Annotated in this window: 13 protein-coding genes and 1 riboswitch; all 13 genes read left to right on the plus strand. The window is 47.7% G+C overall.

All coding sequences use genetic code 11. The annotated features are described in order from the left end of the window. Positions 1-4: 4 nt before the first annotated feature. On the plus strand, positions 5-760 hold the full coding sequence (locus tag NtB2_RS06550) for a segregation/condensation protein A (RefSeq protein ID WP_109246152.1): 756 nt from the start codon (positions 5-7) through the stop codon (positions 758-760). Beyond that, positions 744-1,322 carry an SMC-Scp complex subunit ScpB gene (gene scpB / locus NtB2_RS06555; protein WP_109246153.1) on the plus strand — a complete coding sequence of 193 codons (579 nt, stop codon included), beginning with the start codon at positions 744-746 and terminating at the stop codon, positions 1,320-1,322. Before NtB2_RS06550 ends, scpB begins: the two co-directional genes overlap by 17 nt. Further along, positions 1,309-2,028 (plus strand): pseudouridine synthase, encoded by a 720-nt coding sequence (locus NtB2_RS06560; protein ID WP_109246154.1) that lies wholly within the window; start codon positions 1,309-1,311, stop codon positions 2,026-2,028. Before scpB ends, NtB2_RS06560 begins: the two co-directional genes overlap by 14 nt. 75 nt (positions 2,029-2,103) lie before the next feature. Further along, positions 2,104-2,218, plus strand: a riboswitch (FMN riboswitch). A 106-nt stretch (positions 2,219-2,324) separates the two neighbouring features. Continuing rightward, positions 2,325-2,897, plus strand: coding sequence for an ECF transporter S component (locus NtB2_RS06565; protein WP_109246155.1), 573 nt, complete (start codon positions 2,325-2,327; stop codon positions 2,895-2,897). Positions 2,898-2,974: 77 nt separating this feature from the next. After that, on the plus strand, positions 2,975-3,853 hold the full coding sequence (gene rarD / locus NtB2_RS06570) for an EamA family transporter RarD (protein WP_109246156.1): 879 nt from the start codon (positions 2,975-2,977) through the stop codon (positions 3,851-3,853). A 6-nt stretch (positions 3,854-3,859) separates the two neighbouring features. After that, the gene (gene murB / locus NtB2_RS06575; RefSeq protein ID WP_165814974.1) at positions 3,860-4,753 is read left to right on the plus strand and encodes a UDP-N-acetylmuramate dehydrogenase; all 894 of its coding nucleotides are present in this window, start codon (positions 3,860-3,862) and stop codon (positions 4,751-4,753) included. A 212-nt stretch (positions 4,754-4,965) separates the two neighbouring features. Then, entirely contained in the window at positions 4,966-6,117 is a 1,152-nt protein-coding gene (locus tag NtB2_RS06580; RefSeq protein WP_109246157.1) for an ABC transporter ATP-binding protein, read from the plus strand. After that, positions 6,110-6,916, plus strand: a complete 807-nt coding sequence (locus NtB2_RS06585) for an ABC transporter permease (protein WP_109246158.1) — start codon at positions 6,110-6,112, stop codon at positions 6,914-6,916. Before NtB2_RS06580 ends, NtB2_RS06585 begins: the two co-directional genes overlap by 8 nt. After that, complete coding sequence (locus tag NtB2_RS06590) at positions 6,913-7,713, plus strand: ABC transporter permease (protein ID WP_109246159.1); 801 nt, start codon at positions 6,913-6,915, stop codon at positions 7,711-7,713. The genes NtB2_RS06585 and NtB2_RS06590 overlap by 4 nt, the downstream gene beginning before the upstream one ends. A gap of 12 nt (positions 7,714-7,725) precedes the next feature. Beyond that, a complete protein-coding gene (locus NtB2_RS06595; RefSeq protein ID WP_109246160.1) occupies positions 7,726-8,793 on the plus strand; it encodes an ABC transporter substrate-binding protein in 1,068 nt (355 codons plus the stop codon). Between the two features lie 243 nt (positions 8,794-9,036). After that, on the plus strand, positions 9,037-10,251 hold the full coding sequence (locus NtB2_RS06600; protein ID WP_109246161.1) for an AI-2E family transporter: 1,215 nt from the start codon (positions 9,037-9,039) through the stop codon (positions 10,249-10,251). After that, positions 10,252-11,481: a tetratricopeptide repeat protein gene (locus NtB2_RS06605; protein WP_109246162.1), complete on the plus strand. Its 1,230-nt coding sequence runs from the start codon at positions 10,252-10,254 to the stop codon at positions 11,479-11,481. A 120-nt stretch (positions 11,482-11,601) separates the two neighbouring features. After that, positions 11,602-13,263, plus strand: coding sequence for an acetolactate synthase AlsS (gene alsS / locus NtB2_RS06610; protein WP_109246163.1), 1,662 nt, complete (start codon positions 11,602-11,604; stop codon positions 13,261-13,263). Positions 13,264-13,455 lie beyond the last annotated feature (192 nt).

The raw sequence follows: 13,455 nt of genomic DNA on the forward strand, positions 1-13,455 counted from the left end.
CCAGATGGAAGAAATCAAAATCAAGATCAATGACTTTGAGGGGCCTCTCGACCTCCTCCTTCATTTGGTCAGCCAATACAAGATGGATGTCTTTCAGGTCCCGCTTGTCCCGGTTATCGAGCAATACCTGACCTATGTCAACACCATGAAAAATCTAGAGCTTGAGATTGCGGGCGACTATATGGTCATGGCCAGCCAGCTCATGCTGATCAAGTCCAGACGACTTTTGCCGACAGTCGCTGATGAATTTCAAGAGGACACGGAGCAGTTGGAGCAGGATATCCTGAGCCAGATTGATGAATACCGGAAGTTCAAGGCCTTATCCCAAGAGCTGGCCGGTCTTCATGAAAATCGCAGTCAATTTTATTCTAAGGCTAAGACTGAGGTCATCTCTGACGATGTTGTTCTATTAAAAGACAAGTCGACGATCGACCTTTACCTGGCCTTTAACCGCCTGCTTGAAATCAAGCAACAGATGGATACGGCCAATAATACGACGATTGAGGCGGAGAAGTACTCGATTGCAGATAAAATTGTCCTCCTGATTGAAGACTTTAAGCATTACGAGACGAGGACTTTTAGTCAGCTTTTTGCTGAAGATACCAGTCGCGAGGAGATGTTGACGACCTTCCTGGCCCTGCTGGAATTAATCAAAAACCAAGTCCTCAGTTTTGAGCAAGAAGATACCTTTGCTGAGATTAGCTTTAGAAGAAACGAACAACTACAAGAAGAGGAGGCAGACGATGGCCAAAGAGCATAATCCCCTAGCTAGCTTTGAGCTCCTGCTTTTTGTTGCTGGCGAAGAGGGTATCCGGCTGGACGAGCTGGCCGACCTGTCAGGACTAAAAAAGCAGGCCTGCCTCCAACAGCTGGACAAGCTCAAGGAGAAGTATGAGGCTGATAGCGACTCTGCCCTGACCATTATTGAGACGGCAGACAAGTATCGGATGGCGACCAAGCCTGATTTTGCAGACTTGCTCAAGGCCTATGCCAAGACACCGCTTAATCAATCCCTGTCGAAGTCGGCCCTCGAGGTCCTGACCATCATTGCCTACAAACAGCCGATTACCAGGGCTGGGATTGACCAGATTCGAGGGGTCAACTCGTCTGGTGTCATTTCGACCTTGCGGGCTTTTGACCTGATTGAAAAGTCGGGGACCCTTGAGGTGCCAGGGCGCCCAGGCCTTTACAGTACGACAGAATTTTTCCTGGACTATATCGGGATCAATCAGCTTTCTGACTTGCCAGAAGTTGATGAGAGCCAATTCGAGGCCGAGCAAGCCATTTTATTTGAGGAAACAAAGACTGATGAGAATCAATAAATACCTCGCCCATGCGGGTGTCGCAAGCCGTCGTAAGGCTGAAGAGCTGATTTTAGCCGGCAAAGTCACGGTCAACAATGCGGTCATGGACAATCTGGCCTACCAGGTTCAGGCCGGTGACCGTGTCGAAGTCGATGGCGTGGCTGTCTACAATGAAGAACCGGTTTATTACCTGCTCAACAAGCCCCGTGGCGTGATTTCTGCCGTGTCAGATGACAAGGGACGTAAGACCGTGCTTGATTTGCTTGGAGCGGTCAAAGAACGGATTTACCCGGTCGGCCGGCTTGACTGGGATACCAGTGGTCTCTTGATTTTGACCAATGACGGCGAGTTTACCAACCTGATGACCCACCCAAGACACGAGATTGATAAGGTCTATATCGCCAAGGTCGAAGGCCAGGCCAACAAGGAAAATCTCCGACCACTGACCCTGGGTATGACCATCGAAGGCAAGAAAATCAGCCCTGCCCGCTATGAGATTTTGAAGCAGGACAAGGCTAAGAACAGCTCTGTTGTCAGCCTGACCATCCATGAAGGACAAAACCATCAGGTCAAGAACATGTTCAAGGCCGTTGGCCTGCCTGTCCAAAAGCTCAGCCGGAGCCAGTACGGCACACTGACCCTTGACGGCCTCCAGGTCGGCCAGTATCGGCGGATGACCAAGAAGGAAGTTTCCCAGCTGGTCAATGCGGCTCAGAACAAGTAAAATCAAGACTTATAAAAGGGTCTAAAAAATTAAAAACAAGTCATTTGCCTAGGCAATGGCTTTTTGTTATAATGAATTTATCTTCAGGGCACCGTGAAATTCGGGACCGGCGGTTAAAGTCCGCGAGGCGAAAGCCTGATGTGGTGTAATTCCACAACCGACTGTACAGTCAGGATGGGAGAAGATGACAGTTTTTTGTCGGGCTTTTTGTGCTACCAGAAAGCTCCAACTTAATAATCTGCTATCTACTCCTCTGAATTTTGAAGAACTACTTTTTCATCTTTGGAGGATTTTTTATGTCTAAAACACGTCGCATGACGCTGATTGCAGTGCTGAGTGCTGTTTCTGTGATTTTGTCACAGTTTCCGCAGTTTCCCTTGCTTCCAGGCGTCGATTTCTTGAAAATTGATTTTTCACTCATTCCAATTCTCATCGGCCTCTTTATTCTGGGCCGACTGAGAGATGGCTTTTGGATCCTGATTGTCCGGACCCTGGCCTGGTTATTCTTCTTTAACCAAGGCGTGACGACCATCATTGGCCTGCCGATGAATTTCATCGCTGTCACTGTCTTCATGGTCATTATCTGGTTCTTCTTGAAGAAGGACTTCAGTATGAAGAAGTACATCCTGTCTGGCCTCTTGGCGACCATTGCCTTGACTGCTGTGATGTTTTTGTTGAATGCCGTCTACGCCATCCCAGCCTATGTGGCCTTTGCCCATTATCCTGCTGAGATGCTGGGCTTGGGCAATTACCTGCTCGCAGCGATTCTGCCTTTCAACCTGATTGAGGGTGTCATCTTTACATTGGCCTTTGGAGCTGTCTACTGGGCACTTCGTGGGGCAAAGGCTGTTAAATTTGTGAATGCTTAATAATGAAGAACGGGGAGCCGTTCTTTTTTAGTTAAAAACAATAGCATTTTATAACCCCAATATGCTATACTCTTAAAATGAATAAAAAATTAGGTATCATCCTCGCCATCGCCTGCTACGTCCTCTGGGGTTCGCTCGGTCTCTTTTGGAATCTTTTGTCTGGTGTCAATTCCTACGAGGTCTTTTCTTATCGTATTTTAGCGACGGTGCTCACGATGCTCTTATATTTCCTTTTCACAGGCCGATTTTCAAAGCTCAAAAATGAATTGAAAGAAGTTAGAAAGTCTAAAAAAGCACTCGCTTCAGGTGTGATTGCTGCCTTCTTGGTTGGGACAAATTGGCTGGTCTATATCATTGCAATTGCCAACGGCCAAGCGACAAGTGCAAGTCTGGGTTACTACATCACGCCCTTGATTTCGGTCTTGCTTGCAGTCATTTTCCTCAAAGAAAAAATCGAGCGATATACAGTGATTGCTGTGATTGTTGCCTTTATCGGTGTCCTGCTGATGACTTTAGAAAATGGCAAACTACCCGTGATCACGCTGGTTTTAGCGATTACCTTTGGTTTGTATGGTCTTTTTAAGAAAAACATCAAGATGTCGAGTGACGTTTCAATCACCTTTGAAGCTATCGTGATTGCCCCTTTTGTCCTCATTTTTCTGATTTTCTTTGCACAACACAGTTTCCTTTCATACTCAGTGCCAGAGATGGTTTTCCTGCTCTTGTCAGGGATTGTGACAGCGATTCCCCTCTTGCTTTTTGCTGAGAGTCTGAAAAATGCAGACCTTAACACGGTTGGTTTCCTGCAATATATCAATCCAAGCCTGCAGCTCCTCGTTGCCCTCTTTGTCTTCAAAGAAAGCTTGACGGCCAGCAGTTTTCAGAGTCTCGCCCTGATTTTGCTGTCTATTCTTATTTTTATCATAGGCCAGATTGTCAGCTTAAGAAGAAAATGATAAAATATGACTATGATTATTCCAGAAGAATTAAAAAACTTTGAGGTCAAGTTTGATGCTCCCTTGTCAGATTACACCTTTACCAAGGTGGGTGGTCAGGCTGATATTTTAGCCTTTCCAAAGACAGTCGATGAGGTCGCCCAGCTAATCAAGTTGGCCAATAAGAGTGAAACCCCGTTGACTGTCCTTGGCAACGCCTCCAACCTGATTGTCAAAGACAGCGGGATTCGTGGCATGGTCATCCTGCTTGAAAAGCTCGACAAGGTCAACTATGCCGGCTACAGTCTTGAAGCTCAGGCTGGAGCCAAACTTATCGATGTCTCCCGCATTGCCCTCGAGCATAGCCTCTCTGGGCTTGAGTTTGCCTGCGGGATTCCTGGTTCTATCGGTGGCGCGGTCTACATGAATGCCGGTGCCTACGATGGCGAAATTTCGCATGTTCTAGCTTCATGCAAGGTCATCGACATGGAGGGCAATATCAAGGTCTTGAGCAAGGAAGACATGCGCTTTGGCTACCGCCAGTCGGCTGTTCAAAATGAAAAGCTGATTGTCTTATCAGCCAAGTTTGACCTGAAGGCCGGCGACCCGAGCCTGATCAAGGCTGACATGGACAAGTTTACCGAGCTCCGTGAGTCCAAGCAACCGCTGGAATACCCAAGCTGCGGCTCGGTCTTCAAGCGGCCGGCCGGCTATTTTGCTGGCCAGCTGATTCAAGAAGCGGGCTGCCAGGGCCACCGGATTGGTGGTGTTGAGGTTTCGACCAAGCATGCTGGCTTCATGGTCAATGTTGACCAGGGCACAGCCTCTGATTATATTGCCCTGATTGACTGGGTCATTGAGCAGGTCAAAGCCAAGTCTGGTGTGACCTTAGAGCCTGAAGTCCGGATCATCGGCGATTGATTTTTGAAAAAAAATAGATTATAATAAAGAAAATTAAGCAGAAGAACGGGCGAAAGCTCGCTGCCGAATGAGGAGTCATCCTCAAGATTGAGTGGGGCAGCCCACTTGAAACTCACAACCGTGCTTGTGTACAATCAATTCAGTAGGATTCTGCAAGAGATTGAGTGCTAGAAGCCCGGTAAATCCGGGCATTTTTTATTGGAGAAATACAGATGGCTAAAAATATTATCGAATTCAAAAACATCCGCAAGGTCTATGACGACAACGGCCAGGTAGTCTTAAAAGACATTAACCTGGAAATCGAAGAGGGCAAGTTTTATACGCTCCTCGGGGCTTCGGGCTCCGGTAAATCTACAATTTTGAACATCATTGCGGGCTTTCTGGATGCGACCAGTGGCGACGTCTTTCTCGATGGCAAGCGGATCAACGACATTCCGGCCAACAAGCGGGACGTCCACACCATCTTCCAGAGCTACGCCCTCTTCCCCAACATGAACGTCTTTGACAATGTTGCCTTTGCTCTGAAAATCAAGGGCCGGCCAAAAGCTGAAATCGCAGAACGAGTCAGTGCCGCCCTCAAGCAGGTCCAGCTCACAGGCTTTGAAAAGCGGGGCATCAAGAAGCTCTCAGGCGGGCAACGTCAACGTGTCGCCATCGCCCGGGCCATCATCGACCAGCCCAAGGTCGTCCTGCTCGACGAGTCGCTCTCAGCCCTCGACCACAAGCTCAGAAAAGAAATGCAGTACGAGCTCCGTGAGCTCCAACAACGGCTTGGCATCACCTTTGTCTTTGTCACCCACGACCAGGAAGAGGCTCTGGCTATGAGCGACTGGATTTTTGTCATGAACGACGGCGAAATCGTCCAATCCGGTACGCCCATCGACATCTACGACGAGCCAATCAACCATTTTGTTGCCGACTTTATTGGCGAATCCAACATCATCAAAGGGACAATGATTCGAGACTATCTGGTCAAGTTCAACAACCAGGAATTTGAAGCCGTCGATGGCGGGATGCGAAACAACGAGCCCGTCGAAATTGTCATCCGGCCAGAAGACCTCAGTTTTACCCTGCCTGACGAAGGTAAGTTCAACGTCAAGGTCGACACCCAGCTCTTCCGGGGGGTCCACTATGAGATTGTCGCCTATGATGATTTTGGCAATGAATGGCTGATCCACTCAACCCACAAGGCCATCGAGGGCGAGCGGGTAGGCCTCGACTTTGAGCCTGAAGCCATCCACGTCATGCGACTCCATGAGACCGAAGAAGACTTTGATGCCCGTATCGAAGAATATGTCGAAGAAGAAGAGGCGACCGTAGGTCTGGTCGCTGCCATCGAGGAGGAAGAAGCAGAAAATGACTAGCCTTTATAAAAAGTTATATGCCATTCCCTACTATCTCTGGCTGGGTCTCTTTGTGATTATCCCGCTGGTCATGCTCCTCTGGCAGAGCTTTTCGACGACGGGTTCTGACACGGTCAGTTTTGACAATTACATTGCTTATTTCAGCACGCCGACCTATCTCTTGATGACCTGGAACTCGGTCGTCTACGCCCTGATTGTGACGGTCCTGACCCTGGTCATCAGCTATCCGGTCGCCTATATCCTGACCCGGCTCAAGTACAAGCAACTCTGGCTGATGCTGATTATCCTGCCGACCTGGATTAACCTCTTGCTCAAGACCTACGCCTTCATCGGGATTTTTGGCCAATATGGCTCTGTCAATAACTTCCTGACTTTCGTCGGCCTTGGCCGTCATCAGATTCTCTTTACAGATGCTAGCTTTATCATTGTGGCCAGTTATATCTCGATTCCATTTATGATTTTGCCAATTTTTAATGCTTTAGAAGAAATGGACGATAATCTGGTTGATGCTGCAAGAGACCTTGGAGCCAATGGCTTTCAGACCTTCATCAGGGTTGTCTGGCCACTGTCGCTCAACGGCGTCCGCTCGGGTGTCCAGGCTGTCTTCATTCCTTCTCTATCCCTATTTATGCTGACCCGCCTGATTGGTGGTAACAAGGTCATCACACTGGGGACAGCGGTCGAAGAGCATTTCTTGACCACACAAAACTGGGGAATGGGCTCGACCATTGCCATTATCCTGGTCCTGGCCATGGTTCTTATCATGTACCTGACCCGAGAAAGGGGGGACAAAAAATGAAGCATAAGCACAAGACCGGAAAAGTCTACCTCGCCTTTGTCCTCGTCCTCCTTTATCTGCCGATTTTCTACCTGATTTTTTACGCCTTCAATGCTGGAGGCGACATGAGCAAGTTTACCGGCTTCACTTGGGAAAATTTCCAGACCTTGTTTGCCGATAGCCGGCTGATTTTGATTGTCGTTGAGACCTTCTTTTTGGCCTTCCTGAGCTCGCTGATTGCGACCATTATCGGGACCTTTGGAGCCATCGCCATCTCAAGTCTTAGACAAAAGCGAAAGGACACGGTCCTTGGCCTTAACAATGTCTTGATGGTATCGCCAGACGTCGTGATTGGGGCGAGCTTTCTGATTCTCTTTTCAGCCCTGGGCCTCCAGCTTGGCTTTGTGTCTGTACTTTTGGCTCACATCGCCTTCAGTATACCTATTGTGGTCTTGATGGTCCTCCCCTTATATCAAGAGATGGACAAGAGCCTGGTTAATGCCGCCCATGACCTGGGAGCCAGCAGACTCCAGGCCATGAAAGAAGTGGTCGTTCCCTTCTTGACACCGGGGATTATCGCTGGCTTCTTCATGGCCTTTACTTATTCGCTCGACGACTTTGCTGTGACCTTCTTTGTGACGGGGAATAGCTTTACCACGCTTTCTGTCGAGATTTATTCACGGGCTCGTGAAGGCATTAGCCTTGAGATTAACGCCCTCTCTGCGATTGTATTTCTCTTTTCAATCCTGCTGGTCATAGGTTATTATATGATTATGAGGGATTCTGACACCGCCGGTAAGGCACCAAATATTGGTTAGGAGGTCTGCATTATGAAAAAATTAATCTACTTTATGTCTGCCGTCCTGGTCCTTATTTTAGTCCTCGGTGGCCTTTCTTGGAAGCTGTCAACAGAAGCCCGAGGCTCTAGCGATAAGAAGAGTCTGACCATCTTTAACTGGGGCGAATACATTGACCCAGATCTCATTAGCAAGTTTGAAGCTAAGTCTGGCTACAAGGTCAACTATGTGACCTTTGACAGCAACGAAGCCATGTACGCCAAGGTTAAACAGGGCGGAACAGCCTATGATTTGGTCGTGCCGTCTGAATACATGGTCCAAAAAATGGCTGACGAAGGCCTACTCGACCAGCTCGACCACAGTAAAATCAAGGGTCTTGACAATATCGACAAGAACCTTCTCAATCCTGTTTTTGACCGGGGCAATCGCTATTCGATTCCTTATTTCTGGGGGACGCTTGGTATTGTCTACAATGACAAGTTCATCAAAAATCCACCAACAAGCTGGGAGGAGCTCTGGAAGCCTGACTACAAAAACTCAATTCTCCTGACCGATGATACTCGAGACGTCATGGGCATGGGCCTGATGACGACTGGTAGCTCCGTCAACAGTAGTAATCCCAAGGAAATCAGCAAGGCCTACGACAAGCTCAGCCAGCTCACGCCCAACGTCAAGGCCATCCTCGGCGACGAAATCATGAACTACATGGTCAACAATGAGACACCGCTTGCCGTGTGTTATTCAGGGCAGGCCTCAGAGATGATCGATGCTAACGAGCACCTGCATTATGTCGTCCCAAAGACCACCAACGTCTGGTATGATAACCTCGCTATTCCAAAAACAGCCAAGAACATCGACGGTGCCTACGCCTTCATCAACTTTATGCTGGAGGCCAAGAACGCGGCTCAAAATGCTGACTACGTCGGCTATTCTACCCCAAACAAGAAGGCAGAAGCCCTGCTCGACGACGATGTCAAGAACGACAAGGCCTTTTATCCAGATGAAGCAACCATCAAGCGGGATGAAGCCTACACCAATCTTAGTCAGGAGTTGACTGAGCGCTATAATGACCTTTATTTGCAGTTTAAGATGCATAGATAAAGACCGTGCAAAGCTACGATTTAATTGCTAAAAGGAGAGTCTTAACGGTCTCTCCTTTTGCCTTATTTCACAGTGTTTTCACAGCATTTCTTCCACTCCACGATGCACATTTTTTCGAAGTTTTTCGCAAAGTTTCTAAAAAAATGCTAGAGTGAGAAAAGAAAAAAGTCTGAAAGCCAGGCTCTTTTTTTCGCCCTCCTCTATGTTATAATAAGACTTAGCGACTCAAAAAAGGAAAATAATATGGAAAATGAAAAGAAAAATCTGAAGGCTTCAGCCTTCTATAGATGGTTTATCAATAATCGAGGAGTGACGGTTCTAGCGGGGATTCTCCTCTTTTTGCTGAACATTTTTATTCTCAGCAAAATCAGCTTTGTCTTCCGGCCAGTAGCGGATTTCCTGACGACAATTTCACTGCCAGTGGTCCTGGCTGCCGTCTTTTATTATCTCTTTAACCCCATCGTTGACTTCTTCCAGAAACGAAAAGTTCCTCGGCTCGTCTCTATCATCATCATCTTCCTGATTTTGGCTGGCCTGATTGCCTGGGGCCTCATTGTTGCGATTCCGTCAATGACAGAGGGCATCATCAACTTCTCAAACCGGGTGCCTCATTATGTTAATCAAGGACAAGAGCAGATTAACCAGCTCTTAAAAAACCCCCGCTTTGAGCAGTTCCGCCCACAGATTGATAAGGCGACAGATAACATTGCCGGCAACCTGGTCGACTGGTCACGTTCCTTCTCAAAGACCGCCTTCAGCTCGATTTCAGACATCCTGAGCCAGACGGCCAGCATTGTGATTTCAATCATCATCTTCCCATTTGTCCTTTTCTATCTCTTGAAGGACGGCGACCAGCTCAATGGCTATGTGACACGTCTTTTGCCCAATGACTGGCGGGCGGATACCAGCAAGATTCTGCATGAAATTAACAGTCAACTTTCAAATTATGTCCGGGGACAGGTCATTGTGGCCTTGTCTGTGGCCGTCATGTTCTCGATTGGCCTGCCAATCATTGGCCTGAAATATGCGATTGGCCTGGCGATTATTGCAGGTTTCTTGAATCTGATTCCTTTCTTGGGGTCATTTGCGGCGGCGATTCCGATGGTGGTTGTTGGTCTTGCGACTGGTGGTCCTTGGATGGTGGTCAAGGTCTTGATTGTCCTCGTCATTGAGCAGACCATCGAAGGTCGTTTGATTTCGCCACTGGTCCTCGGTAAACAGCTCAGCATCCACCCAGTCATGGTCCTCTTTGTCCTCTTGACCTCAGGAAAACTCTTTGGCCTCTGGGGCGTCCTCCTTGGAATTCCCTTCTACGCAGCGGCCAAGGTTATTATCATCCACGTCTATGAGTGGTACCGTGAGATTTCCAGTCTTTATCGGAACGATGAGCGTCAGGGCCAAGAGCCAGAAGTTATGAAAGAAACAGAATCATTAGAAGAAGGAAAAGAGAAGGCATAGATGTCATATTCTGAAGATACCATAGATTTTCTCCATAAGGGCGACCTCATTGGCATGAACAACATGCTGGCCAAGGCCATCGAGCACGATAGTCCCGAGCTCCTCGAAGACCTAGCCGAATATCTGCAGATGATGGGCTTTATCGATGAGAGCCACAAGGTCTACGACAAGCTCCTCAGCCAGGGAAACAACAGCTCAGCCCTGATTAACCTGGCTGAAATCGCAGAAGCAGACGGCGACCTGGACGAGGCCTTGGGCTACCTCTATCAGGTGCCGAGCACTGATGAGAACTATCCGTCTGCCCTGATTAAAATTGCAGACATCTACCAGGCAGACGGCGACTTCGAGACCGCCCTCAGCAAGCTTGAAGAGGCTAGGCAGTTTTCAGACTCGCCACTGGTCGGCTTTGCCATCGCTGAGTCCCAGTTTGACCAGGGAGCCTACCAGGAGGCCATTCAGGAGTATGCTAAGCTTTCTGCCAAATTCATTTTTGACAATACAAAAATCTCGACCTACCAGAGAATCGGCGACGCCTATGCTAGACTAGGCAACTTTGAAAATGCCGTCAGTTTTTTGGACAAGTCCCTCGAAGTCGATAAAAAAGCCGAGACCATTTTAGAATTGGCCGTCCTTGAAGCTGAAATCGGCAACAGCGAGCGAAGCCTCAGCTACTTCAAGCAACTCGAAGAAGACTTCGACAACGACTACCTGCCCTACGAGCTCGCCTACGCCGAAATCCTCAATGAAGACGGCCAGACCGAGCGGGCCATCGAGGTCGCACAGGAAGGCCTGGCGAAGAATCCGAACGCCGTCCCACTCTTGCATTTCCTGGCCCGGGCCTATTACCAGAAAAAGGAAAACTCAGAGGCTGAACGCTACCTCATGCAGGCCCTCGACTTCCCTGAGCTCCACGACGAGACCGTCTTCCTGCTGGCCAATCTCTACTTCAACGAAGAAGACTTTGAAGCCGTCATCAACCTAGAAAATCTCATCGAAGATGAACACCTCATCGCCAGCTGGCTCATCGCCCAGTCTCATGCAGCACTTGAGCAGGACAATGAAGCAGAGGCTATCTATCAGGAACTTTTGGAGACAGATTTATCTGAGAATCCTGATTTCTTGAAAGATTATATTGACTTTCTACGTAGCACTGGTAAGCAAGAAGCTGCAGAAGAATACGTCAAACGCCTTTCGATACTTTCGCCAGATGATGCAAGTGATTTATATTAAAGCCTGACTAAGGCTTTTTATTTCTTAAATTGAAGCCGCAATATGTGCAATTCAGGGCTTTATCTGATAAAATATAAGTTGATGTATAGCAATTTATTTGCTGACAGTAAAGGAGAAATAATGACTGAAAAAAAATACGGAGCTGACCTGCTCGTAGATTCTTTGATTAACCACGACGTCAAATATGTTTTCGGGATTCCTGGAGCTAAGATTGACCGTCTTTTTGACCGTCTTGAAAATGAAGAAGGACCTGAATTGATTGTGACTCGCCACGAACAAGGGGCGACCTTCATGGCCCAAGCCGTAGGACGTATCACTGGGAAACCCGGTGTGGTTGCTGTTACCTCTGGTCCTGGTGTCTCTAACCTTGCTACTGGCCTCTTGACTGCAACAGCAGAAGGCGACGCTGTCCTTGCCATCGGTGGTCAAGTTAAGCGTGCTGATAAGTTGAAGCGGGCTCACCAATCTATGGATAATGCCGCTCTTCTTGAACCTGTGACAAAATACTCTGCAGAAGTAGAAGATGCTGACACACTCTCAGAAAGCTTTGCCAATGCTTGGCGTATCGCTAAGTCAGGTAAACACGGGGCTAGCTTCCTTTCTATCCCTCAAGACGTGACCGATGCAGAAGTTGAAGTCGCAGCAATCAAGCCAATGAGCGAACCAAAATTTGGTTCAGCTTCAATCGATGATATCAATTATCTGGCTCAAGCTGTGAAGAATTCAGTCCTCCCAGTCATTCTCGTTGGGGCTGGTGGTTCGACAGACAAGATTTCAGCATCACTCCGTGCCCTCTTGGCTCAAGTGAAAATTCCAGTCGTTGAAACCTTCCAAGGGGCTGGTGTGATCTCACGTGAACTTGTAGATACTTTTTATGGCCGTGTTGGGCTCTTCCGCAACCAACCAGGTGATATGCTGCTTAAGCGGGCTGACCTGGTAATCGCGATTGGCTATGACCCCATCGAATACGAAGGCCGTAACTGGAATGCAGAAATCGATAGCCGGGTAATCGTCATTGACAATGCTATCGCTGAAGTGGACACTTACTTCCAACCAGAACGTGAATTGATTGGTGATATCGCCCAAACCCTTGACAGCCTTTTGCCAGCCCTTGCCGGATACAAGCTTCCAGAAGGTTCACAAGAATACCTCGAAGGTCTTAAGAAAACTGAATCTACACAGTTTGATACTTCAAAAGCAGAGGCTGGTCGTCTCCACCCATTAGATTTGGTTGAAACCTTCCAATCTATTGTTAAAGATGACGAAACAGTAACTGTTGACGTCGGTTCCCTCTATATCTGGATGGCACGTTACTTCAAGAGCTATGAACCACGTCATTTGCTCTTCTCAAACGGCATGCAGACCCTCGGTGTTTCACTTCCTTGGGCCATTACATCTGCTCTGCTCCGTCCTGGTAAGCGCGTCTACTCTCACTCAGGTGATGGTGGCTTCTTATTTACAGGTAACGAGCTTGAAGTGGCTGTCCGCTTGAATCTTCCAATCGTTCAGATTATCTGGGCTGACGGCCACTATGATATGGTTAAGTTCCAAGAAGAAAAGAAATATGGCCGTAATGCCGGTGTTCACTTTGGCTACGTTGATTATGTGAAATATGCTGAGTCTATGGGGGCTAAAGGTTATCGTGCCACTTCAAAAGATGAATTCAAGTCTATTCTTGAAAGCATTCCAGAAGGCTCTGGACCAGTCGTTATCGAAGTTGCGGTTGATTACACAGACAACATCAAGTTGGCAGATACTATTTTGCCAGATGAATTCTATTAATCCGTAAAAACCGAACAATAAAAAAGAAAACTAGCCATTTTTGCTAGTTTTTTTATAAATTCTAAATGAATTAGGTTAGAATATCCTTTGGAAGGTCTGCCCCACAGAGGATTTATTCTGGCAGGCTAGCGAGGTGCCTTGCACTCGGTCGGTCATCTGTGATATTTTCATTTTTTAATAGAAGAGGTCACT

This window comes from Lactococcus termiticola (assembly GCF_003116835.1).
In the GTDB taxonomy this organism is placed as follows: Bacteria; Bacillota; Bacilli; order Lactobacillales; family Streptococcaceae; genus Lactococcus; species Lactococcus termiticola.